General features: G+C 66.4%; 24 protein-coding genes and 1 pseudogene. 14 read left to right on the top strand and 11 right to left on the bottom strand.

Translation table 11 applies throughout. The features are described from left to right. Positions 1-647 precede the first annotated feature (647 nt). From AADV58_RS18575 to AADV58_RS18555, 5 genes are all read right to left on the bottom strand, one after another. Complete coding sequence (locus AADV58_RS18575) at positions 648-1,658, bottom strand: replication protein RepA (RefSeq protein WP_114484348.1); 1,011 nt, start codon at positions 1,656-1,658, stop codon at positions 648-650. A 257-nt stretch (positions 1,659-1,915) separates the two neighbouring features. After that, positions 1,916-2,185 (bottom strand): CopG family transcriptional regulator, encoded by a 270-nt coding sequence (locus AADV58_RS18570; protein ID WP_111111096.1) that lies wholly within the window; start codon positions 2,183-2,185, stop codon positions 1,916-1,918. A 14-nt stretch (positions 2,186-2,199) separates the two neighbouring features. Further along, positions 2,200-2,859 (bottom strand): AAA family ATPase, encoded by a 660-nt coding sequence (locus AADV58_RS18565; protein ID WP_191604244.1) that lies wholly within the window; start codon positions 2,857-2,859, stop codon positions 2,200-2,202. A gap of 127 nt (positions 2,860-2,986) precedes the next feature. Continuing rightward, positions 2,987-3,286 carry a hypothetical protein gene (locus AADV58_RS18560; RefSeq protein ID WP_170132857.1) on the bottom strand — a complete coding sequence of 100 codons (300 nt, stop codon included), beginning with the start codon at positions 3,284-3,286 and terminating at the stop codon, positions 2,987-2,989. Then, complete coding sequence (locus AADV58_RS18555; protein WP_191604245.1) at positions 3,283-3,948, bottom strand: recombinase family protein; 666 nt, start codon at positions 3,946-3,948, stop codon at positions 3,283-3,285. The genes AADV58_RS18560 and AADV58_RS18555 overlap by 4 nt, the downstream gene beginning before the upstream one ends. A gap of 394 nt (positions 3,949-4,342) precedes the next feature. Between AADV58_RS18555 and AADV58_RS18550 the strand changes: the two genes are divergently transcribed. From AADV58_RS18550 to AADV58_RS18500, 10 genes and pseudogenes are all read left to right on the top strand, one after another. Further along, positions 4,343-5,299 carry a DNA cytosine methyltransferase gene (locus AADV58_RS18550; RefSeq protein WP_059318885.1) on the top strand — a complete coding sequence of 319 codons (957 nt, stop codon included), beginning with the start codon at positions 4,343-4,345 and terminating at the stop codon, positions 5,297-5,299. Further along, entirely contained in the window at positions 5,299-6,162 is an 864-nt protein-coding gene (locus AADV58_RS18545) for an NgoMIV family type II restriction endonuclease (RefSeq protein WP_191604241.1), read from the top strand. The genes AADV58_RS18550 and AADV58_RS18545 overlap by 1 nt, the downstream gene beginning before the upstream one ends. 3 nt (positions 6,163-6,165) lie before the next feature. Continuing rightward, positions 6,166-6,462, top strand: coding sequence for a hypothetical protein (locus AADV58_RS18540; protein WP_059318886.1), 297 nt, complete (start codon positions 6,166-6,168; stop codon positions 6,460-6,462). 539 nt (positions 6,463-7,001) lie between these two features. Continuing rightward, positions 7,002-7,313 carry a hypothetical protein gene (locus AADV58_RS18530; RefSeq protein ID WP_341744847.1) on the top strand — a complete coding sequence of 104 codons (312 nt, stop codon included), beginning with the start codon at positions 7,002-7,004 and terminating at the stop codon, positions 7,311-7,313. A gap of 182 nt (positions 7,314-7,495) precedes the next feature. Next, a complete protein-coding gene (locus AADV58_RS18525; protein ID WP_298704287.1) occupies positions 7,496-9,076 on the top strand; it encodes a transposase in 1,581 nt (526 codons plus the stop codon). A gap of 324 nt (positions 9,077-9,400) precedes the next feature. Then, the gene (locus AADV58_RS18520; protein WP_040214187.1) at positions 9,401-10,192 is read left to right on the top strand and encodes a hydroxyacylglutathione hydrolase; all 792 of its coding nucleotides are present in this window, start codon (positions 9,401-9,403) and stop codon (positions 10,190-10,192) included. Between the two features lie 45 nt (positions 10,193-10,237). Further along, positions 10,238-11,251, top strand: a pseudogene (locus AADV58_RS18515) (transposase); the annotation flags it as partial. A gap of 234 nt (positions 11,252-11,485) precedes the next feature. Next, positions 11,486-12,094 (top strand): glutathione transferase GstA, encoded by a 609-nt coding sequence (gstA, locus tag AADV58_RS18510; RefSeq protein WP_040214185.1) that lies wholly within the window; start codon positions 11,486-11,488, stop codon positions 12,092-12,094. Positions 12,095-12,229: 135 nt separating this feature from the next. Then, positions 12,230-12,997: a DNA mismatch endonuclease Vsr gene (gene vsr / locus AADV58_RS18505; RefSeq protein WP_341744852.1), complete on the top strand. Its 768-nt coding sequence runs from the start codon at positions 12,230-12,232 to the stop codon at positions 12,995-12,997. 96 nt (positions 12,998-13,093) lie between these two features. Then, positions 13,094-13,468 carry a hypothetical protein gene (locus AADV58_RS18500; protein WP_059318895.1) on the top strand — a complete coding sequence of 125 codons (375 nt, stop codon included), beginning with the start codon at positions 13,094-13,096 and terminating at the stop codon, positions 13,466-13,468. An 87-nt stretch (positions 13,469-13,555) separates the two neighbouring features. Here AADV58_RS18500 and AADV58_RS18495 read toward each other — a convergent pair whose 3' ends face one another. From AADV58_RS18495 to traA, 4 genes are all read right to left on the bottom strand, one after another. Next, positions 13,556-14,476: a S1C family serine protease gene (locus tag AADV58_RS18495; protein WP_113935220.1), complete on the bottom strand. Its 921-nt coding sequence runs from the start codon at positions 14,474-14,476 to the stop codon at positions 13,556-13,558. Continuing rightward, a complete protein-coding gene (locus AADV58_RS18490; RefSeq protein ID WP_341744851.1) occupies positions 14,463-14,684 on the bottom strand; it encodes a hypothetical protein in 222 nt (73 codons plus the stop codon). Before AADV58_RS18490 ends, AADV58_RS18495 begins: the two co-directional genes overlap by 14 nt. 72 nt (positions 14,685-14,756) lie before the next feature. Next, complete coding sequence (locus AADV58_RS18485) at positions 14,757-15,128, bottom strand: hypothetical protein (RefSeq protein WP_079651109.1); 372 nt, start codon at positions 15,126-15,128, stop codon at positions 14,757-14,759. A 33-nt stretch (positions 15,129-15,161) separates the two neighbouring features. Further along, a complete protein-coding gene (gene traA / locus AADV58_RS18480) occupies positions 15,162-18,425 on the bottom strand; it encodes a Ti-type conjugative transfer relaxase TraA (RefSeq protein ID WP_104874797.1) in 3,264 nt (1,087 codons plus the stop codon). Positions 18,426-18,618: 193 nt separating this feature from the next. Here traA and AADV58_RS18475 point away from each other — a divergent pair, with 193 nt between their 5' ends. From AADV58_RS18475 to AADV58_RS18460, 4 genes are read left to right on the top strand one after another with little or no spacing between them, the layout of a single operon-like run. Further along, complete coding sequence (locus tag AADV58_RS18475; RefSeq protein ID WP_341744850.1) at positions 18,619-18,870, top strand: TraC family protein; 252 nt, start codon at positions 18,619-18,621, stop codon at positions 18,868-18,870. Positions 18,871-18,892: 22 nt separating this feature from the next. Then, a complete protein-coding gene (locus AADV58_RS18470) occupies positions 18,893-19,114 on the top strand; it encodes a conjugal transfer protein TraD (protein WP_171887550.1) in 222 nt (73 codons plus the stop codon). 32 nt (positions 19,115-19,146) lie between these two features. After that, positions 19,147-21,669: a type IV secretory system conjugative DNA transfer family protein gene (locus AADV58_RS18465; RefSeq protein ID WP_341744849.1), complete on the top strand. Its 2,523-nt coding sequence runs from the start codon at positions 19,147-19,149 to the stop codon at positions 21,667-21,669. Between the two features lie 11 nt (positions 21,670-21,680). After that, entirely contained in the window at positions 21,681-22,073 is a 393-nt protein-coding gene (locus tag AADV58_RS18460; protein ID WP_341744848.1) for a hypothetical protein, read from the top strand. Positions 22,074-22,157: 84 nt separating this feature from the next. Here AADV58_RS18460 and AADV58_RS18455 read toward each other — a convergent pair whose 3' ends face one another. Both AADV58_RS18455 and AADV58_RS18450 read right to left on the bottom strand, forming a co-directional pair. Further along, positions 22,158-22,622, bottom strand: coding sequence for a thermonuclease family protein (locus tag AADV58_RS18455; RefSeq protein WP_104874793.1), 465 nt, complete (start codon positions 22,620-22,622; stop codon positions 22,158-22,160). Further along, complete coding sequence (locus tag AADV58_RS18450; protein ID WP_104874792.1) at positions 22,622-23,314, bottom strand: DNA-binding protein; 693 nt, start codon at positions 23,312-23,314, stop codon at positions 22,622-22,624. The genes AADV58_RS18455 and AADV58_RS18450 overlap by 1 nt, the downstream gene beginning before the upstream one ends. Positions 23,315-23,401 lie beyond the last annotated feature (87 nt).

Genomic DNA, 23,401 nt, shown 5'->3' with positions numbered 1-23,401 from the left:
GCCTTTCCGCCCGCGCTGTCGCTCGATGTGAGGCACGGCCTCGGCAAGCCGCTTTTCCCTGCTAAACCGCTTTTTGCGGCCTTTCAGCGGGCACGGCGCTGGATGAGGGTGCAGGCGGTGGAGTTGCCACCGGCGCGGCGTGCCGCGCCTTGGTAAGCCGCCTGGCCGTAGGCCAGCACGATAGCCGGAGGGGGAGCCGGCGAAGCCGGGGGAACCCCGCAGGGGTGCCACGCCGAAGGCGCAGGCCGACGCCGTAGGCGGCGGGGCGAAGCGCGAAGCGCGGAGGGTAGGCGCGCCCGTAGGGCGCTACGGCGTTTCGGTTCGCGCTGTCGGTTGAGTTTTCCACTGATTTGGCCTGCCAATTACAGGCAAATATTTATAGGAAAACTTAAAGGCTTAACCGTACCGGTTTAGGGGGGGTCTGATCTAACGACCCTGGGGGGGTCTGATCTATCGGAGAAAACAGGGGGTGGGGGGGTCTGATCTATCGGAGCGGGGGGGTCTGATCTATCGTGGATAAGTGCGGCTATCCACAGGGTTTATCCCCAAGATTGGCCGCCAAGAGGGGCGCCGGCCAGAAACGACGCGGCCGCCTCGATCTCGGGCGGCCGGTGTGCTGCGTGTGGGGGGGTCTGATCTATCGGAGTTTAGCTAAACTTCCCGCCGTTCTTAGGGGCAATGGGCGGCGGGGAGCCAAGCAACAGCAGGCCACCAGTGACGGGCTTCACCTTCGCTTGCGGATAGACGGTCAGCACCTTCTTGAGTGCCGGCACAAACTTCTTCTTGAAGTCCTTGTCTGCATCCTTCCCGGTGTATTCCTGGGCGAACTGCTCCCGCAGGGACTTCCAGTGCAGCGTTACGCCCCTGCCCTCGATGCGGTGCAGTCGGTGAGCCAGCCAGGTGTAAACGTCCAGCGCAAGCGCGGAACCTTTCAGGGCCATCAGGGCGCGATTGTCCAGCGGGACGGCGCTATCCATCAGCGAGTTGAAATAGCCCTCTGATAGAACCATCGTGCCGGGCCAAAGCGATTTCTGCTGCGTGCCGCCATTCGCCAGCCAGGCATCGAACTGTTCGACGGGTTGGCCGTTGTAGGTGCGCCCCTTGAATCCAAGTTGCAGTCGGCAAGCGGCCAGGGCGTGCATTTGACGGCGCAAGGTGGTGTAACGCGCCCCCTGGTCATCCATGCCCATGAGCCGCAAGAACTCGGCTGCGCTGTCACCGATGGGGATTTCCCGCGTGTTGTCGCGCTTGGCGTAGCTGGACACCCAAGCAAGGGCCAGGCGTGGCATGACGCCATAGGGGATAGGTTGCAGCACCGGCCCCCTGCCCTCGTCCAAATAGCCGGCCTGCACATTGACCCAGGCCGCGCCAGACTGGCGCATGAACTCGCGTCCATCGACCTTCGAGCGAGGTAAACCGACCTGGCACAGCACGGCATGGGTGAAAGCCATGTCCTCGCCGCTCGGCGGGTTGGTGGCGATCTCTGCGCCGGCCTCGATCAGCTTCTGGTCTTGCTCGGTCAGGATGATGCCGGCCGGGGTGATCTTGGCCCCGGCGCGGGGCTTCCTGGTCTTGTCCTCTGCCTTGGCCTGCGCCTTCACGATCAGGCCGCCCACCAGGTCGCCAATCTGCTGCGGGCCGTTGTTGCGCTTGGTCATGTGTTCTCCCCTTACCTGCTGGGCCGCCGCCACGGTGCCGGCCCTATGGGCTTCACGCGGCCGGATTCGAGCGGCACCAGCCAAATGCCATTGAGCCGCCACGGTGCCGGCAAACCGAGCTGCGCGTTTTCGCGGGCCGCTTGGGCCAGGTTCTGCGCTATCCGCTCGGCCTTCTTCGCCCTGGTTTTAGCCGCTAAAGCGGCGCAAATGCTCATGGGTTGCCCTTGGATATTAATTTCATTCTTTATGAATGTCGTTTAGCTCTGGAAAATATCGCCTTCCAAGGCGCGGAAAATCGCCATGTTGATGACGGCGGCGCGGGCCTGGCCGGTGCGCTTGGCGACCTCATCGACCTTGCGCAGCAGCTCGGGCGCAATGGTCAAGGTGATCTGCCGCTTGTGCCCCTTGGGGATGCCCTTCTCATAGGCGGCCGCCGGTTCGGCCTTGCTGGCGTCGGGTGCCCCCTGGATGAAAGCATCCTGGGCGGCGGTTGCCGTGGCGGTCTTGGGTTTGCGCTGTATTGACATGCTAAAAACTCCCGTTAGGCGATTTGTTGGATATTAAAAAGCGATGAAACGAGACTATCAATCTCGGCTATCGCCTTCGGGTCGCGGGGGGCCAGCTCGGACACGGCCAGGCCCGCGCCGCCGGCATTACTGAACGCTTTGCGCCGCCGGATCGGGGTTGCCAGGTACTCGAACTGTGGAACCTCGGCCACGGCTGCCGCCGCGTCGGCGTTGTCGGCCGAGTGCTCGCCGGGGTCGGCTTGGTTCATCACGGCGAAGGCGCGCAAGCCGTCGCGCACGCTCCGGGCCTCATCCACCAGCGCCGCCATGTCATCGAGCGCCCACACGTCATAGGAACGCGGCGCGAACGGCACCAGCAGCACATCGGACAAGATCAGCGCCGCCCGCAGCGCGGTCGAGTCGCGGCCGCCGGCATCGATGATGATGTCCTGCCACTTGTCCCGCTGCTGCTGAACCTGGCCGCGCAGGGTCGGGCCGTCCGCGTATTGCGCACAGGCAATCCCCGGTTGCCGGCCACTCTCGGCCCGCGCGGCGATGGCCGCCGCTGCCGTGCCCTGGCGGTCGCCGTCGATCAGCCACACGTCGCGCCCTGCCAAGGCGCGGGCGATGGCGAGCTGAACGGCCAACGTCGTCTTGCCGACGCCGCCCTTGGTGTTTCCTACTGTAATAATCACATTGGCACCTCAGAAGAATATTAACTGACAGTGCCTAATTGTGCCGACCAGGCTCGGTTGCGTCAATAGGGTTAGCGCACTTTTTGAACGTTCTTTTAATATTAAAAGCGACCGTTAAAAACGGTCTTTAGCGGCTAAAGTCCTGCGCCTCCCATAGCGCCCGATAGGCCGCCTCGTCGGCGGTCGGCTCGCGGTCGAGCTGTTCCAGCAGCCAGGCCACGCCGGCGGCCATCGCTTCGTCGTGGTCGAGATACCGGCCATCGAGCGCGGCATACATACCGCCTTGCCTGGTGGTCACTTCCCAAGCCTGGCCGTCATGGGTGCGGCACACGGCATAGGCGAAGTAATCCCCCTTGGCGTCCATCTCGTCGTGGGCTGCTTGCAGCTCGGGCCGAAGCGGGGGCAAGGGATAGTGTCCGTTTCTCATGCCTTCATGCCCTCCTGGTCGCCGGCGGCCAGCGCGTCGGCCTCGGTCAATGCGTCCTCAACAAACGCGCCGCGCCGGCGGGCCTCGGCCTGGCTGGTTTCCTGGCCGCGCAGCGCCCGGTAAAGGGTTGCCCGATGCACGCCCAGCAGCTCGGCCGTTTCGGCCGCCGTGCGGCCGGCGGCCAGCAGCTCGCGGGCGTGTTCGACCTGGCCGGGGGTGAGGGTAGGGCGGCGACCGAACTGCACGCCTCGCGCCTTGGCCGCCTCGCGGCCGTTCCTGGTGCGGTCGATGATTAGGGAACGCTCGAACTCGGCGATGCCGGCAAACACGGTCAGCACCATGCGCCCGGCCGGGGTGGTGGTGTCTGCCCACGGTTCAGCCAGCGAGCGCAGGCCCGCGCCTTTCGCCTGCAACTGCTCGGCAATGTCTAGCAGGTCGCGGGTGCTACGGGCCAGCCTGTCCAGCCGCGTGACCGTCACCACGTCGCCGGCGCGTAGGTGGTCGAGCATCCGGCCCAGCTCCGGCCGCTTGGCATGGGTGCCGGTGATCTTCTCGGCAAAGATGCGCGTGCAGCCGGCGGCGTGCAGCTCGGCGCGTTGGTTCGTCAAATCCTGGTCGTCAGTCGATACCCTGGCGTAACCGATCATCGGCTTGTCTTTCATGGTGCGCCCTTCGTTGCAAATATCGTCGCAAATAATAGACCATTTGCGACTGACTTTTGCAACGCGATGACGCCAGAGAAAAGGGCAGGGCGGGGCGTGTCGCACAAATTAGGACTTATGCGACACGCCGGCTAACTTTTTGGATACACAAACGTGTATCCATGCGATACTGTCGCCCTATGTCGAGCAAAGACGTTGGCCTCCGTATCCGTGTTGAAAGGGAACTCCGCGAGGCGTTCCAAGGGGCCTGTCTGGCTGAAAACCGGAATGCATCGGAAGTGCTGCGCGAGTTCATGCAGGCGTTCGCCGACAGGCACCAAGGCGGCTTACAACCGGATATGTTCGCGGCACCGGCAGCCAGAAAGCCACGTCAATCAACCAAGAGAAAAGCGATATGAGCCAATTCAATTCTTTGGAAATGTGCGCAGGGGCAGGGGGCCAGGCGCTCGGCCTGGAAATGGCTGGCTTCGATCATGCGGCCCTGGTCGAACTGGAACCGGCAGCATGTGCAACGCTGCGGCTCAACCGCCCGGCCTGGAACGTCATTGAGGAAGACTTACGCCGCTTCGATGGCCGCCCCTACCAGGGCATTGACCTGGTGGCCGGCGGCGTGCCGTGCCCGCCGTTCTCCAAGGCTGGAAAGCAGCTCGGCGCAAAGGATGAGCGCGACCTGTTCCCCGAAGCTATCCGCCTGGTCGATGAGTGCCGCCCGCAAGCCGTGATGCTTGAGAACGTGCGCGGCCTGCTCGATGCCGTCTTTGACGACTACCGGAACAAGGTCGAAAAGCAGCTCAAGAAGCTGGGCTATGTGCCTGGTTGGCGGCTGCTCAATGCCTCGGACTATGGCGTTTCCCAGCTCCGTCCGCGTGTGGTGTTCGTGGGCATCCGCAAAGACCTGGCCGCCGGGTTCTCCTGGCCGGAACCTCTCAAGACTGAACCGCCGACTGTGGGCGAATTGCTGCACGATCTCATGGCCGCCAACGGCTGGCGTGGCGCTGACCGCTGGCGCGAACAGGCCAGCACCATTGCCCCGACCTTGGTAGGCGGCTCCAAGAAGCACGGCGGGCCAGACCTCGGCCCGACTCGCGCAAAACGCGCCTGGGCCGCCCTCGGCGTAGATGGCATGGGGTTGTGGGACGAGGCCCCGCCGCGTGACTTCGTGGGCATGCCGCGCCTGACGCCGCGCATGACGGCACGGATTCAGGGCTTCCCCGATGACTGGCAGTTCTACGGGCGCAAGACGGCCGCCTATCGCCAGATCGGCAACGCCTTCCCGCCGCCGGTCGCTGCGGCCGTGGCCCGTCAGATATTCGCGGCCCTGTCCGTGAAGCGCATTTTCAAGGTGGCGTGATGACGACGGCCGCCGGCTTCGTGGAAGCCCGCAAGGCGTTCCATGCCTCGCTGCTTCAATCAACCCTGACCATCAACAGCGCGGGGGTGGTCAGCAACGCCGACAGCAGCAACACGACGAGCAAGGCGATTGCCAAGGGCATTGCCGATCTGCTCAAGGCCGAAACCATCGGGGAGCGGATCGCGGGCCAGACCTCGGGCAACCAGTTCGAGGGCATTTGCGCGGCCTTCGTGCAGGAAACCTTCCTCAAGCTGGGGCACCTCCGCCCCGGCACCTGGGACGTGCATCAAGTCTCCGGCCGCAATCGCTTGGAAATCGCCCGGTATGAGCAATACGCGCACCTGGTCGCCCTTGACCGGGCTGCCAAGGCCGATGCCGAACTGGCCGCCGCCCTGGGAAGCGACTACACCATCACGCCGGATATCGTGGTCGTGCGCGACACCGAGGACGACGGCACCATCAATGCGCCGGCGTGCCTGGTCGATGACACCGTGACCACGCTTGCCAGCCTGCGGAAGAAAAACGGCGGCCTGCCGCTGCTGCATGCAAGCATTTCCTGCAAGTGGACGATCCGCAGCGACCGGGCGCAAAACGCCCGTTCCGAAGCGTTGAACCTGGTACGCAACCGCAAGGGCCGTCTGCCGCATGTGGTGGTCGTCACGGCCGAACCAACACCGAGCCGCCTGGCATCTATCGCCCTGGGCACGGGGGACATTGATTGCGTGTATCACTTCGCCCTGTATGAGCTGCAAGCTACCGTGAAAGACCTGGGCATGGACGATGCGGCCGACCTCCTGGCGGTGATGGTCGATGGCAAGCGCCTGAAGGACATTTCAGACCTGCCGCTTGACCTGGCAGTGTGAGCCATGACGGCCGGCCAGCGCGAACAGGACGAGGCCGCCGGCGGGCCTGAGCGGCGCGAGCTGCGCCTAGCCGATGGAACGGTCGTCACGGCCTCGGTAGCTGCCCGGCACTATTCCCGCTCGCATCAGTTGTACGGCTATCTGCAATTCAAGGCCCACGGAAAGACCGTTACCAAGTACATCGGCCGCGTGACGGCCGAAAGCCGGGCCGAGTCCCTGCGCCTGGGCTGGGAGCTGCTGCGCTCGCGGAAGCTGGTCGAGTCTTTCGGCTGGTCGTGGGTCGTGAAGCGGGGCAAGTAGGGGCCAGCGGGTCAAGGGCTTTGGCCACGTCAAGGAACGCAACCTGCGGGCAGCCCGCCCGCTGTGGGACGACCTGCTGCGGCGCTGGCGCGCGGGCGACGCCGCCGCCGCGCCGACGTCGGCCGCGCGCCTCGCCTGACCGGCTGGGCAGGCGCGCCACCCGACCGCGCGCCTGCCCGGTGCGCGGGCCGCGCTGTCACCGCCCCGACGCAGCGCGCTGCCGCCGGTGGGCTGGCCGGCGTACACTGCGCGGTTTTTCGTGCAGGCAAGGGAGTGGCGATGGCCGCAGCGGGCAGTGCAGACGGTGGGGCAGCAACGGCGGGCGGGATCGGCGGCGGCGTCGCGTGGGCGCTGGCTGCCGGGGCCCTGTGGGGGCTGGTGTTCGTCGCGCCACTGATGTTGCCCGAGTATCCGGCGGCGCTGCAGTCGGTGGCGCGTTACCAATGGGCCGACCCTGGCCTTCAAGGATATGGCCATGCAACTTCTTGGCAATCTGTTTGAGTACGTGCTGGACAAACGGGGCGAGACAATCAACATTCTTGGCGCAACGTCGGGCGATACGGGTTCAGCTTAGTGGGGGCCGCGAAAGCTTCACGCCTGAAGTCCATGGTGCATTAGCGACCCGCGCCTACGAAGCCACCTTCATGGCCGGCCAGCCGGCGCTGGCCCCGATGCGCTTCAGCGCACTGAATTTCTGCGGCCAACCGTGGGAGCCGCAGCAGGCGGAGTACGACGGCGGCACCACGCTCACGCTCTGGCACCACGACCTCTACTACGGCAACCGCGTCGGCGCGCGCTTCTCGTTTGCCGACCAGTACATGGGACTGGTCGGTCAGCCGTCGCGCGAGTAACCGGTGCGAATAACCGCCGAGAGTACACCCCGATCAAAGCCAGGCCAGACCAGCAGGCGCTGCTCAGCTGAACCCGCCGCGCATCAAAACCGCCACCTCACCGGCGAATAGAGGCGGTTCCTGACCAGCGTTCACACGGCTGAGGAGAAGTCTGCAAAATACTGTGTATTTGCGCAGTATTCATGCCAGCCACCGCCAAACCCAAGCGCTACAACCCCCGCCACCCCGAACGCACTCTGCTCTACCAAACCGTGGCCGAGCACTACGAGAGCTGGCTGGAGCTGGCTTGCGAGGGTCAATTTGAGGGCCAGGGCGACCACCACAGCCCCAGGCCCTACGTGCGCAAAGCGTTCGAGAAATATCTGGAGTGCGGCATCTTCGCCCACGGCTTTGCCCGCGCCCGCTGCGACGACTGCGGACACGACTTCCTGGTCGCCTTCTCGTGCAAAGGCAGGGGTGTCTGCCCCTCATGCAACACCCGGCGCATGGCTGAGACGGCGGCACACCTCACCGACCATGTGTTTCCCCGCCTGCCGGTGCGCCAGTGGGTGCTGTCGGTGCCCAAACGGCTGCGGTACTACATGCAGCGAGAGGGCCCGGTGCTGGGCATGGTGCTGCGCATCTTCCTACGCGTCATCGCGCAAACGCTGCAAGCCAACAGCCCTGGTGCGGCCAATGTGGACAAGGCAGCACTGCACATAGGCGCAGTCGCCTTCATCCACCGCTTTGGCTCCAGTCTGAACGAGCATGTGCACTTCCATGTCTGCGCAGTCGATGGCGTGTTTGAGGAAGTGGCGGGCGAGGAGGGCGATGCTGCTGATGCAGCTTCTCAAAGCTCACCATCGCGCATCATCTTCCACCCCGCCACCGGCGTGACTGCGGATGCCGTGGGTCAGGTGCAGGCCAGCTTACGCAAACGCATCCTGCGCGCCTTTGTCGGACGGGGCCTGCTGGAGAGTTTCGAGGCCCAAGAGATGCTGGGCTACAAGCACAGCGGGTTTTCGGTGGACACCAGCGTGTGCATAGCGGCGCACGACCGCGCCGGGCTGGAGCGGCTGCTGCGCTACTGCGCCCGCCCGCCGTTTGCCATGGAGCGGCTGCGCAAAGCGGGCAGCGAGCTGGTCTACCGCTGCGCCAAGCAGCACAGCGAGCCCGGCAGCCTGCCTCACAACAAGCGCGGCGTAAAGGCCGATGAGATCACCCTCACCCCGCTGGAGCTGATTGAACGTATCGCCAAGCTGGTGCCCCCGCCGCGCACGCACCGCCACCGCTACTTTGGCGTGCTGGCACCGAACTCACCCTTGAGGCCTGCCGTCACGGCGCTGGCGCGTGATGCAGCGGTGAAACCGGCGCAGGTGCAAGCCGAGCCAGCCAGCACGGCTGCAGGCGAGGGCGCACTTGGGGTAAGAAGCCCACTGCCAACCCAGACCGAGCCCGCCCAGCCGGTGCCACCCAAGCGCCCGGCGCACTATTTGTGGGCGGTGCTGATGGCCCGTATCTACGAGGTGTTCCCGCTGCTGTGCCCCATCTGCGGCGGGCAAATGCACATCATCGCCTTCATCACACACAGTGCCGATATCCGCCAAATACTGGAGCACATCGGGGTGGAGACGGAGCCGCCGCACATCACCCCGGCACGCGGGCCGCCACTGTGGGACGAGTGCGACGCGCAAGCCGCAGAGGGCGTGGAGCCAGCCCCAGACTGGGATGAAGCGACCCAACCGGCCCCGGACTTCGAGGTCGATCAGCGCGTCAGTTGGTAGGGTGGCAACAGCGGTTAACAGTGGTTTTGCCAACGTTGCGAGGCAGCGCTGCGCCTGTCACCGCCAAAAACGGGTCATACCGAAAAATCTCGGGCAACTGGCTTTGAGAAATCAACCCAGCAGTCCCCTGTGTGCATGCCTGAGACGCCCCAAACGTGTGCTATACTTGTGCTCATGCGGTTGGATTTCCTATCCCCGGCACGGCGCGCGGAGGACGGCGAGGCGCTGGCAGAGTAGCGCGGCGCTGCGCCCACGAAGGCGGGCGCGGGTTCCTACAATGGCCCGACCCCCACGATCCCCCCCATCGATTCCCCAGGAGCCCCCATGCTCGTCGAACGCATCTGGACCGGTAATTCGTACCGCAACTTCAACTACCTGATCGCCTGCCCCGAGACCGGCGAAGCGCTGGCGATCGATCCGCTGGACCATGAAAAAACCCTGAACACGGCCAGGGTCAAGGGCTGGCAGATCACGCAGATCCTCAACACGCACGAGCACCACGACCACACCGGCGGCAACGCGGCCGTGGTGGCGGCCACCGGCGCCAAGGTGATCGCGCACCACAAGGCCGCGGGCAAGATCGAAGGCATGGACCGCGGCGTGAAGGCCGGGGACGTGATCAAGGTCGGCCGGCACATCGAACTGGAATGCCTGGACACGCCCGGCCACACGATGTGCCACATCTGCCTGCGCTCGCACACCGACGAGCCGGCGCTGTTCTCCGGCGACACGCTGTTCAACGCGGGCGCGGGCAACGTGCACTACGGCGGCAGCGTGGACGAGCTCTACACCACCTTCGTGCAGCAGCTCGCGAAGCTGCCGGAGAACACCCGCGTCTACCCGGGGCACGACTACATCGAGAACAACCTGCGCTTCACGCTCGCGCGCGAGCCCGGCAACGCGGCCGCGCAGGCATTGCTGCCGCGGGTGACCGGGCATGACCCGGCCACTTCGGTGGTCACCACGCTGGCCGAGGAGAAGCGCTTCAACACCTTCTTCCGCCTGGCCAGCCCCGAGGTGATCGCCAAGCTGCGCGAGAGCTTTCCCGAGCTGCCGGAACAGCCCGACGCGAAGACCGTGTTCACCAAGCTGCGCGAGCTGCGCAACCAGTGGTGAGCAGCGGCCGGCGCCGGCCCCTTACTTCAGCGTGAACCGCACGGTGTGCACTTCCATGTCTGCGCAGTCGATGGCGTGTTTGAGGAAGTGGCGGGCGAGGAGGGCGATGCTGCTGATGCAGCTTCTCAAAGCTCACCATCGCGCATCATCTTCCACCCCGCCACCGGCGTGACTGCGGATGCCGTGGGTCAGGTGCAGGCCAGCTTACGCAAACGCATCCTGCGCGCCTTTGTCGGACGGGGCCTGCTGGAGAGTTTCGAGGCCCAAGAGATGCTGGGCTACAAGCACAGCGGGTTTTCGGTGGACACCAGCGTGTGCATAGCGGCGCACGACCGCGCCGGGCTGGAGCGGCTGCTGCGCTACTGCGCCCGCCCGCCGTTTGCCATGGAGCGGCTGCGCAAAGCGGGCAGCGAGCTGGTCTACCGCTGCGCCAAGCAGCACAGCGAGCCCGGCAGCCTGCCTCACAACAAGCGCGGCGTAAAGGCCGATGAGATCACCCTCACCCCGCTGGAGCTGATTGAACGTATCGCCAAGCTGGTGCCCCCGCCGCGCACGCACCGCCACCGCTACTTTGGCGTGCTGGCACCGAACTCACCCTTGAGGCCTGCCGTCACGGCGCTGGCGCGTGATGCAGCGGTGAAACCGGCGCAGGTGCAAGCCGAGCCAGCCAGCACGGCTGCAGGCGAGGGCGCACTTGGGGTAAGAAGCCCACTGCCAACCCAGACCGAGCCCGCCCAGCCGGTGCCACCCAAGCGCCCGGCGCACTATTTGTGGGCGGTGCTGATGGCCCGTATCTACGAGGTGTTCCCGCTGCTGTGCCCCATCTGCGGCGGGCAAATGCACATCATCGCCTTCATCACACACAGTGCCGATATCCGCCAAATACTGGAGCACATCGGGGTGGAGACGGAGCCGCCGCACATCACCCCGGCACGCGGGCCGCCACTGTGGGACGAGTGCGACGCGCAAGCCGCAGAGGGCGTGGAGCCAGCCCCAGACTGGGATGAAGCGACCCAACCGGCCCCGGACTTCGAGGTCGATCAGCGCGTCAGTTGGTAGGGTGGCAACAGCGGTTAACAGTGGTTTTGCCAACGTTGCGAGGCAGCGCTGCGCCTGTCACCGCCAAAAACGGGTCATACCGAAAAATCTCGGGCAACTGGCTTTGAGAAATCAACCCAGCAGTCCCCTGTGTGCATGCCTGAGACGCCCCAAACGTGTGCTATACTTGTGCTCATGCGGTTGGATTTCCTATCCCCTTTCCTCGTTGGCACATTCAAGAGCAAGGAGCGTTCCATGAAGCTGTATTACACCCCCGGCGCCTGTTCCATGGCCCCGCACATCGCCCTGCGCGAAGCCGGCCTGAAATTCGACCTGGAAAAGGTCGACCTGATGACCAAGAAAACCGAATCGGGCGCCGACTTCACCGCCATCAATCCCAAAGGCTACGTGCCGGCGCTGCAGCTCGACAACGGCCAGGTGCTGACCGAGGTCGGCGTGGTGCTGCAATACATCGCCGACCAGAAGCCGGGCAGCGGACTGGCCCCGGCCGCCGGCACGCTCGAGCGCTACCGCCTGATGGAGATGCTGAATTTCATCTCCACCGAGCTGCACAAGAACTTCGGTCCGCTGTTCAACCCGGCGGCCGGCGACGACGCCAAGAAAGCAGCCATCGAGATGATCGGCAAGCGCCTTGGCTACCTCGACCAGCAGCTGGCCGGCAAGCAGTATCTGCTCGGTGACACCTTCACGGTGGCCGACTGCTACCTCGCCACCATGCTCGGCTGGTGCCAGTACGCCAAGCTCGACCTGTCGGCCTGGCCGAACATCGGCGCTTACGCCGGCCGCGTGATGAGCCGCCCGGCGGTGATCGAGACGATGAAGGCCGAAGGCCTGATGGGCTGAGGGCCACCTGCCGATGCGGCGCGGGTCACGCCCGCGCCGCACGGCGTCAATCCATAAACACGTCGATTTTGCCTGTGCGCGCCGCCCGGCGGCGCCACCCGGGCGGCGCGGGTTCGCTGGCAACGGCCTGCCGAGGTGGCGCGCCTGTACACCGACGGCGCTTTCCTGCAGCGTCTGCGCGAGCAGTTCGACGGCGACTTCACGCTGCGCTTTCATCTGGCGCCGCCGCTGCTGGCCCGGCGCAACGACAAGGGCGAACTCGTCAAGCGCGAATACGGCCCCTGGGTGATGGGGGCGTTCCGTGTGTTGGCCCGGCTCAAGGGGCTGCGCGGCACCGCCTTCGACCCCTTCGGCCACACGGAGGAGCGGCGCACCGAGCGGGCCTTGATCCGCGAGTACGAGGCCGCGGTCGAGGAGGTGTTGCGCGACCTGCGGGCAGACCGGTTGCCGCTGGCGCTGGAGATCGCCCGCTGGCCGGCGCGCATGGGGATGAACCGCAGCGAGAACATGCGGCGCATCCGCAGCAAGAACACCGCCCCGGAAATGGCCGTGCGCCGCCTGGCGCATGGCCTGGGCTACCGCTACCGGCTGCACCGCAAGGACATTCCCGGCAAGCCCGACCTGGTGTTTCCCGGCCGCCGGAAAGTGATCTTCATTCACGGCTGTTTCTGGCATCAGCATCCGGGGTGCAGGGAAGGGCGGCCGCCCAAGTCGAATGCCGCCTACTGGCTTCCCAAGCTCGAACGCAACATAGAGCGCGACAAGGCCGCGCTTGCGCAGCTCGCCGCCGCTAGGTGGGAAGTGCTGGTGATTTGGGAGTGCGAAACCAAGAACCATGAGGCCACGCGCCAAGCCCTGCTAGATTTCCTAGGGCCGCCGCACCTGGCCGGAAAGGGGCAATAGGACATGGGCAGGAAGAAAACCGAAGAAGCGATTGCAGATAGCCGCGTCGGCCGCGTTGCCGGGCCGTTCGGCTCGGTCGATGAGCTGCTGGCCGATCTGAAAGCTGACGACACGCCGGAGAACCTGGAAAGCTGGCTGCATGAGAAGGCCGGCCCAGCCTACGACGCATTGAAGGCCGACCCGGCCCGCGCCGTCACGCCCGACCAGGTACGCCGCACGCTCGATGAGCTGCTGGCCGAAGCCGAAGCATCCGGCCAGTATCCATTGCCGCCCGAGCAACGCGAATGGGTGGATGCGCCGGCGGTCGGCCATGAAGTGCTGACGCCCTATGACCCGGCCGAGTTCCTGACCAGTGCCGAGGCCGTGGCCGCATTCCTGGCCGACGCCGAAGCTACGGCCGACCCGGCCTATATCCAGCACGCCTGCGAAGTCGCGGCGCGGGCCAGGGCCATGCACGGCCTGGACGGGTAGGGCTGGCCAGCATCGCCATTTCTGACGGTGCAGGCCCGGAAGCGAAAAGGGCGGCGACCTGGCCGCCCTTGCTGTTCCTGGTTGCCTCTACAAGCCCGCCACGGCCAAGGCGCGGCCGATGGGCACGGCCTGGGTGAATGGCCCGGCGCTGTGGCTCACAAGGCCCACGGCCTCGCCCCGGCCATTGACGACAACGCCGCCGGAGTTGCCGCCCGCTATGGGCGCGTCGATCTGCAACATGCCCGCCGCGCCAATCAGGCCGCCGACCTGGCCGTGACGGCTGACGATGCCCGCGCTCATGGAGAAGTCCAAGCCCTTCGGGGAGCCGATCGCGGCGATGGCCTGGCCTTGGCGTGGCAGGGCGGGGGCCACGCGCACCGGCTGGCCCGGCTCGCCGTCGATCAGCAGCGCGGCCACGTCGCGCACATGGTCGATGCGCGCCACGCGGGCGCTGCGCCATTCCCCGCTTGCCAGCTTCACCCGCACGCCCTCGATGCCGGCCAGGACGTGCGCGGCCGTCAGCGCCGTGCGGCCGTCGCCGACAAGGAAGCCCGCGCCCAGCGTCACCCATTCGCGTTCCTGGTCGGCCTTCGCCCATTCGTGTTGCCAGGCCCGGTAACGGGTCAGCAGCTCGGTTGCCAGGTTGGTTTGAACGCCAGGGACAAGCCATGCCCGGTTACGGCTGCCGTCGCCCTTGGCGCGCTCGATAACGGCCACCATGACAACGGACGGCATCACCTGGCCGGCCACAGCCGCCCAATCGGCGGCGGCAGGGTAGGGGCGGGCGTCCAGCGCCACGCCTTCGCCGGCGGCGCTGCGGGCGCTGTCGGTCTTGGCGTGCGCCTGATGCTTGCTCCACTCGTCGTCATCAAGACGCTTCTGCGCGGCCGCGATGGCGTTCACGTTCGCCTGCGTGGTGGCAAGGGCATAGCCGCCCGAGGCCAGGCCGACACCGGCCAGGACGTAGGCCGCCAGGGCAGCGCGCCGCCAGGATTCAACGCTGCCCATGCTCCGCGCCCTCCTGGTCGTGGTTGAGGCCGCGCATTTGCAGGCGCAGGCCGGTGTCGTCGCCGATCTGCAAAACCTTGATGTGCTGCTCATAGGCCGCCTGGAACATCCAGCCGGCCCCGGCCAGGCCGATGACGGCGGCCGCGAAGGTCACGCGGTATTTCGTTAGCTCGCGGCGGGCGCCGCCGGTAACATTGGTTTCAGCCATGATTTCATCCCTCTGTCGGATGGGGTTGTGGTTAGGCGCCTGGGCCGGTTGCCGCCGCCCTGGCGCCGCCTTTCAGCGGCTAAAGCTGCGGGACTGCTCCCGGTCGCGCGCCGCCTTCTCCTTGAACCGTTCGGCGATCTCGCGGGCGCGGGCCTGCTTCACCTGGTCGCCGTTCTCGTTGTCCCGGTTTAATTCCTTTGCCAGCGTCTTTGCCTGCTGGCCGTTGATCTCGTTCAGCTCGACTTTCTGGCTGGCGTCCAGCTCGAAGCCCTGGCCCTGCTGGCCTTGCTTCTGCTCGGCCTCGATGGCCTGGGACTGCTGCGCGGCCGCCTGGCCGTGGCGTTCCAGCCGCTCAAGATCTTTCGCCTCGCGCCGCTGCTGCGCCTGCTCGATCTGCTTGGCGTAGCCCTGGGCCAGCTCGTCGTTCGTCGGTTCTGTGCTCATGGTGCGTGCTCCTGGTTGGTTGAAAACGGCGCGTCACCGGCTCAAACCGCCGTTGCCGCGTTCCTGCTCGCGCTGCCGCTGCCGGCTGCGCTCGATCTCCTTCGGGTCGCGTGCATACCTGTCGGCAAGCTCGCGCTGCATCTTGTCCAGCTCGACGGCCTGGCGCTCCTTCGGCAGAGCGTTGAACCGCTCGATGCGCTCGCGCAGCTCGGCCGGCAGCTCGCGCCAGGCGCTCGGGTTGCGGTCGGTGTAGCCCGCAAAGCCCGCCTGCCGCTTCACGGCCAGCGCCTTGAACTGGTCGGCCTCTCGCTTGGCGTACATCTCGGCCCGCTTGCGGTCTTGCTCGCTGACCTGGACGGCCGCAGGGCGCTCCGGCTCGGCCTTGGCCTGGGACGGCTGCGCCAGGCCCGCAAAGGCCCTCTGCTGGCCTTCCTGCATGATCGCGGCCGCATGGTGCCGGGGGTCTTTCCCGGCCGCCTGGAACTCCTGGGCGACGGCAAGCTGTGCCTTCGCCACGTCCAGCGCCAAGCCGCCGCCGGCCGCCTCGGCACGCTCGACGCCAGCGCGGAACCCGGCCAGCGGGTCGGGGGCCGGGCGCTCGGCCTGGGGCCGCTGCGGCGCTGCCGGCTGCTCGATCTGCTGCGGCCGCTGCACGGCCGGACGGCCGGCAATGTCGGTCGCGGGCATGAGGTCGGGGCGGCCGTGGCGCTCCAAGCTGCGGCGCATGGCGCGCTGCATCTTCCCGGCCAGCTCGGCCACCTTGGCCCGGCCGCGTTCGAGCCAGCGGCGCATGACGTTCTCGCCGTCGAAGCCGCGCCGGTCGGCAAAGTCCAGCGTGCTTTCCTTCGGCCGCTCGCGGCCCAGCACCTGGGCCAGCTTCCCGGCGGCCAGCTCGGCCGCGCCGCGAACGTGCCAAGTGTTGCGCTCGGCCGTGGTGCCATCCGGCAGGCGCACGGTTTGCGAACCGCCGTGCTCCAAGCCGATGCGGTCGCCGCGCTGCGCGCCGCTGGCGGCAATGGCGCGCTCAAGATCGACGCCCCAAATGGTGTGCCGCTCGCCCTTGTCGTTCTCCAGGGTGGCAAAGTAGCTCGGCCGGTTCTCCGGCTTGTTCTCGTAGGGCGCTGCGCCGTGATCGACCAGCCGCCCGGCCCGCCGGTCGGTGAAGTCGTCCGCCCCGGCAAACAGGGTAGCGGCCTCGCGGTGCCGGGTCATGCCGACATAGGCCAGGCTCCTATCCATGCCGGGGGTCGCCAGCAGGTAAGCCCTATCGACGGTGACGCCCTGGGCCTTGTGAATCGTGACTGCATAGCCGTGATCGACGGCCGCATATTGGGACGCCTGCACCTGGCGCGCTTCGCCGCTGTCCAGCCGAACGGCCAGGCTGCCATCCTCGGCCCGCTCGACGGTGCCAAGGGTGCCGTTCTTCACGCCTAGATCGCGGTCGTTTTTCAGGAACACGATGCGGTCGCCGGCGGCGAACTCGCGGCCGCCGCGCTCGGTCACGAACCGGGCGGAACCGGCCAGCTCGCCGCGCTCCTTCCGGGCATCGCGCACGGCCTGGTTAAGCGCCTGAACGTCCGCATTGGAATGGGCAAGGATGATCTGGCTTCCCTTGCCCTGGTCGCCGACATAGGACGCCGCCAGGGCGTCGCGCGCTGCCTCCCGGCTGCCGTGGATTTGGACGTGGCCGCGCTCGGCGTAGGCCGCCAGGCCATCGGCCACGGAACCCCGCGCAAGCTGCTGGCCGGCCTCGCGCATCCAGGCGTGTTTCTGCCGGCGCACCTCGGTAATTTCGGCCGCTCCGACGTGCTGCACGACGGCACGAAACGCCGCGCCTGCCTCGATGGCGGCAAGCTGCTTGTCATCGCCCAGCAGGACGACTTTTGCCCCGGCCTGCTCGGCGGCTTTCAGCACGCGGCCAAGCTGGCGGCTGCCTATCATGCCCGCCTCGTCGATCACGAGAACATCGCGGGAAGTGAGCTTGTCCTTTCCGTTCTTCCACGCAAATTCAAGACTGGCGAGCGTGCGGCTTTCGATGCCGCTGCCAGCCTGCAATTCGTCGGCCGCCTTGCCTGCCAGCGCCGCGCCTCGCACGTTGAAGCCCTGGGCCTGCCACGCCTCGCGGGCTATCTTCATGGAGAAGGATTTGCCCGTGCCGGCGTCGCCGATGACAACGGCCAGGCTGCCCGGCTTGAGAACGTGCCGGACAGCGTTTTGCTGCTCGGCCGACAGGGTGCCCGCGCCATCAATCGCGGCGTTCGTGATCGGGCCGGAAACGCCATGCCGTCCGGTGCGCGCCAGGCGCTCGGCGCACTCCACCATGCCGCGCTCAGTCTCGATCATTTCGCGGGTGGAGAACTTCGCCGGATCGCGGCCGTTCGCCGGTTCCATCTCGACCAGCAGCGGCGAGTTTTCCAGCTTGGCAAGCAAGCCCTGGAACTGCCCGGCGTCGTCAATGTAGCGGTTCAGCTCGGCGGCAATGTCGCGGCGCGTGAATACGGCCTGCGTCGCCGTGATCTTGTCTAGGATGATCTCCGGCCGCTCGGCGATCTGCCGCGCCTGCTCCTGCCGGTCGGCGTTGTGAATGTCGATGCGGTCGGCTTCCAGGCCGCGCCTATCCATCGCCACGGCGTCGCTGCCGATGTGCTTGGTTGGCGTCAGCTCAACGCCTTGATCCGCATAGCTGCGGTGGTCGATACGGGCGCTGATTCCGGCCCGCTCCAATGCCTCGTTTGTCAGCTCCGCCCACTCGCGGCGGATGTCGGTAATGTCGCCCTGGCTGGTGCCAGGAATGCCCGCCTTCTGCCTGTCCTTGTTCGCCAGCTCGATGACGGCCTTAGCGCCTAGCGCTCCATCCGCGCCAATGGTGCGCGTGGTCGCCAGCATGTGAACGTGGAAATTGCGGTCGTCGCCTTCCCTGTCCGGGGCGTGGATGCACACATCCACGGCCACGCCGTAGCGGTCGGCGATAGCCTGCCCCATGCGCGTTGCAAGCTCGCGCCGGTCGGCTTCGTTCAGCTCGTGCGGCAGGGCCGCCCGCCACTCGCGGGCCACTCGCGCATCCTTGCGCTTCTCGGCGGCCTCGGCGGCATTCCACAAGGCGGCGCGCTCGGGAACCGGAACGCCTGCGGGCGTGACGATCTCGGCCGACAGGACGCCGCCTTTCCGGGTGAAGTCGAACACTTCCCCGGTGCGCTCATCTACCAGCTTCGACGCGGATCGATAGGCGGCAGCAGCCACGGCGCTATGCCCGGCCGCCCGTCCTATCGTGTGCGTGTTCAGGTGGTAGATCGCCATTTCTTCCCTTGGCGTTTTAGCCGCTAAAAAGGGGTGCCGGGGTATCCCCGGCCGCAGGAGGGTTGCGCAGCAACCCGTAAGTGCGCATTTCGCTTCGCTGCATGACTATACCAGCGCCGTGCCTTCCCCGCCAGCGTCGCAAGGTGCTAACATCACGCGGGCATAACCCGCAATCACGAAAGGAGCTGTAACGATGGCACGAAAAACCCTGTCCGAACGCAAGGCCGACAAGCTGGCCGAGCTGAACCGCATCAAGGCTGAACTGGCCGAACTCGAAAGCAAGGCCGCCGAACGCATCGGCAAGATTGCGATTGCCGCCGGTCTTGGCGATCTCGACATCGATGACGCCGCCATGCGGAAGGAGTTTGAGGCTATCGCCTCGAAATTTCGCAAAGGCGAAGCCAAGCAAGCTGCTCCGGTTCCGGCAGCGCCTGGCGCGAACTGAACGTGATTTAGGACGCCTTCGGATGAACGCCAGGAGAGAAGATGCACGCCGCAAGATTCAGCTTGGCGGCTTGGTCATCAAGTCCGGCATGGCGGACTATCCGGCTTCCGTGATCTTGGGCGCTTTGACCCTCGCGGCCGGCGCGCTCAAAGGGCCGAACGCTGACGCCACCAAAGCGCGGTTTGAGGCGGCAGGTGACGCGGCTTTTTCCGATGATGGAGAGGACGGCGGCAACCGTTCCTAGCCGTCAATTTCTACCTGACAGAGAGGTGAAGCATGATGGATTTTGAAGCTCTAGCAGCGCGATTGTGGGCCGCCGTGGCGGCGGTGTTTTTCGGCGTGTTCTGCCTGTCTCTGGCGACAACGGCGCACGCCCGCGTTTTCCCTGAGTGCAACCCGGCGGTTGAAGCCGGAAAGCTCTACGGCGCGGCGGATGCTGACGCCTGGGTGAAGCGCATTTGTGACGCGCAGGAATCGACCTACCGGACGTGGGAAGCGAACCTGCAAAAGCTCGACATTGGACAGCAGGATTTGGCGATGGCGACGAACGCCGGAGACTGGAACGCCTACCGCGCCAAGTGGGCCGAATTGCTGCCCGTCTTGAAGGAAATGGAAGCGGCCGCCCTGGAAAACCGGACGGCGGCGGGCGCGGCCAATCTGTTGAGCCTGTACCGCTCCGATCTTGGCCTTTTCTTGCAGAATGCCGGCCTTGGAACAGCGGCGAACCTGGACGATTTCAGCGCCCGGATTTCCGGCGGCCTGGACGGCCAGCGCCCGGCGGCGGCGGCAACCGCCGGCGTCAATGTGGTGCAGCAATCCGTGACGCGGGGCGTTGAGTTCGTGAAGGGGCTGGCAGCGGCGGAAGGCGACAAGGTTCTAGCGGAGTATCGCGGCCAGGTTGAGCAGAAGGCCGCGACGCGCCGGGAGGAGCTTTCCGGCAGCACGGCAAGCGGCTATTTCGGCGGGTTCGCCCGGCGCATCACCGAGGTTTGGGGCATCTTCTTCTTCGTTCTTTTCGTGCTGATGCTCGGCGCGGTCGTGGTGGCCGTGAAGCGCAAGCAAAACCCGGTCACGCTGGCGGGCGCGGCCGCCCTCGCCTACCTGCTGCCGGGGTCGGCAATGGTGCTGGCGTTCGTGCTGGTTCCCTTCCTGCCGTCCTGGGCCATGATCGCGGCAACCCTGGTCGGCACCTATGCCATGTATGCGCAGGGCGGCCGCATCTGCGGCGCGCTGGCGTCCAAGCTCGGCGAAGGCTCCACCCTGGGCCATCGGCTGCGCGTCCTGGGGGCCTGGCTGGACAACCTGCGGGCCGGTTTGCAGGGCGAACCTGGCGGCGCTGCCAGCATCGGCGCGGCCGCTGTTCAGGCCGCTTCCGCGCCCGGCGCGCAGCCGGTCACGCATGGGTCGGCCAGGTGGGGCACGGTCGCGGAAATCCGCCAGGCCGGGCACCTGGTCGCGCCCGGCAAGCCCGCCGGTTTCGCCCTGGGCAGGGTAGCCGGTGCGCCCGCCGGCCTCGATCAGCGTTTCCGCTTTACCGGCCACGTCGTGACTGTCGCCCCGACCGGCTCCGGCAAGGGCATTGGCGCGGTAATCCCTAACCTCCTGGACTATCCCGGCTCGGCCCTGGTGCTCGACGTGAAGGGCGAAAACGCGGCCGTGACGGCCCGCGCCCGCCGCGAGCTGGGGCATAAGGTTTTCGTGGTCGATCCGTTCGGAGTGACCAAGGGCGAGGCGCACGCCTTCAATCTGCTGGATCGCCTCGATACGAGTGACCCGGAATGCGTCGGTGAATCGGCCGTGCTGGCTGACTGCCTGGTCATTCCAGACCCGAAGGGGCAGGCGCACTTTGACGAGTCGGCCCGGACGCTGCTGCAAGGGCTGATGCTGCACGTTGCCGGACTGGATGAAGGCCGGCGCAATCTGCCGGAAGTGCGGCGCATCCTGACCGCCGGCGAGGAAGTGCTTTTTGAGACCCTGGCCGAAATGGCCGCCGACGAAAAGGCCGCTTTCGGCCTTCCGGCGCGGGCGGCAAACACCATCATGGGGATGCCCGACCGTGAACGCGGCTCGGTGATTTCGACGGCGCAGAAGAGCACGGCCTTTATGGATGATCCACGGATCGCGGCGGCCGTATCGCGCTCCGATTTCAACCTGGCGAACATGAAGGCCGAACTGATGACGGTCTACATGGTGCTGCCCGCCAACAAGATCGGCCCCAATGCCCGCTTTGTCCGGGCCTTCATCGGCTCCGTGATCGCGGCCATCACGTCGAGCACCACGCAACCCATGCACCGGGTCGCCTTCCTGCTCGATGAGTTCGGCCAGCTCGGCTACATGAAGCAGATCGAGGACGCGGTTAGCCTGATGCGCGGCTACGGCCTAGCCTTCTGGGTGTTCATCCAGGACTTGAGCCAGTTGAAGGGCGTCTATCCGAAGTGGCAAACCTTCCTGGCGAACAGCGCCAAGTCGTTCTTTGGCACCGACGACTACGACACGGCCAAGTACATCAGCGACAGCCTGGGCAAAGCCACGATTGAGTTTGAGACGGAGAACACCGGCCGCAACAGCGGCACCGGCGTTTCCGGCGGTGGCGGTTCCCTGAACCGGGGCAAGTCCAGCGGCTCAAGCCAGCAGTTCGCCGGCCGCGAGCTGCTGACGCCGGATGAGGTCATGCGCCTGGGGCCGGAAAAGCCCATCGTGCTGGTGAAGGGCGAATATCCCTACCTGCTCGACCGGCTGAACTACCTGGCCGATCCCGAGTATGCCGGGCGGTTCGACGCCAACCCCTACCATAGCTGACGGGCGCGGCCATGTGGGTTTTCGTCGTCATCGGTTATCTGCTGCTGGTCGGCCTGGCCGCCTGGTTCGGCGGCGGCGCGGTGATGACGGTCGCCGCCGGCGGCTTCGTCCTGGCCGTGGCGCTCTGGCTGCTCGATGGCCTGCTGGCCGATCTGCTGCGCGGGCCGCTGCGGTGGCTCGCCAAGCCCTTCCGGGCGCTGGCCTCGGCCCTGGGCGTCCTGATCGTGCTGCCGTTCATCCCCGGTATCTTCCTGGGGTCGTTTCTGGTCGAACTGTTCCGCCGGCGGCAGCGCCTGGCGGAACCCGGCCGACCTGCCCCGGCCACTCCGATGCAGGCCGCAGGCCGACGCACGGCGGACGTGATCGACCTAGCGGCCTTCCGGCGGCGGCGCGGCGGCCAGTAGTTTTTCAGCGGCTAAAGCCGCCCCTCAAGTGTCAATATCAGCCCGATTGATGCACTGTTTTTAACATTAAAAACAGTGCATTTCCTATCGTTTCGCCCTGTATTCCCACGGCGGAACCGGCGCAGGATCGCTCCATAGGCCCCGCCGGGCCGCCCTCGCCTCGTCCTGGATCGCGTAGAGGCTCCGGTCGGTCGCATAGCGGTCGAAAACCCATGCCATGCCGCGCCGCACCTGTTCGGCGTTGGCGTCAATGCCCGCGCAGCTCACGCGGCCAATGGTGCGGCCGTAGCGGTCGCGCCCGCCGTCCTCGATGGCGGCATCCCGGCCGTAGCAAAGATCGGAAAGCGATTGCTTCGACCGCTGGCCGAAGGGCTGCCGCTTTTCGGGCGCGTCGATCTCGGCAAGCCGGATACGGTGCTGCTGTCGGCTGGCGTCCAGAATGGTGAGCGTGTCGCCATCGGCGACGGCCACCACCCGGCCGCGCAGCTCGCCGGCGTGGGCGGTTGTCGCCGCCAGGATGACCGCGAACGCGGCCAGCCCTGCCCGCATCACTTGCGCCCCTTCGGCTTGTCCTGGTCGGCCGCCGGCTGGATGCGGGCCAGCAGTGCGGCGTTCTGTTCCTGGTGCGCCGTGAGCTGCCCGGCCAGGCGCGCGGCTTCCTCGCGGACGCCTGCCAGTTCCTCGCGCGCCTGCTCGGCGTCTTGGTGCGCCCTGTCCAGCTCCGTGCGCAGCTCGCCGGCGCGGCGCTCGATCTCCTGGGCGCGGGCCTCGGCGGTGTGCGCCTGTTCCTGGGCGGCGGCCAGTTGGCCGCGCAGCTCGTCGGCTTCGCCGCGTGCGGCCGCTTCGGCGGCCTCGATGGACGCCAGACGGGATTGCAGGGCTTCCACGTCGCCGGCCAGTTTGTCGGCCAGCTCGGTTGCCTCGTTGCGGTCGGCTTCCAGCTCGGCGCGGGCCTTCTCCAGCCCTTCCCGCTCAGCGGCAAGCCGGGCGTTCGCCAGGTCGAGGGCGATTGTCCATAGATCGCTGCCAAGCTCGGCCAGGCGGTCGGCGACGGCCTGGGGCGCAGGCTCGCGTAGGGGCGCGGCCGCCGTGACCTGGCGGGCCTTCCATTCGTTCAGGGCCGGGCTGATCGTCGTATAGCTGCCGCCGGTGATCTTGCGGATGGCCTCAAGCGTCGGGCGCTGACCGCTGGCGGCCAGCTCGTCGGCGGCGGAAAAAATCTGCTCTTTCGTGACTGCCATAGCGGTTGCTCCTGTATGAAATGTAGCGTTGTAGTAGGTTGTATAATACTACTACATACTACAATTTACAAGTCTACAGCGGAATAC

This window comes from Azonexus hydrophilus, assembly GCF_038368255.1.
GTDB classification, from domain to species: Bacteria; Pseudomonadota; Gammaproteobacteria; order Burkholderiales; family Rhodocyclaceae; genus Azonexus; species Azonexus hydrophilus.
This window is presented reverse-complemented; position numbering and strand designations above follow the sequence as displayed.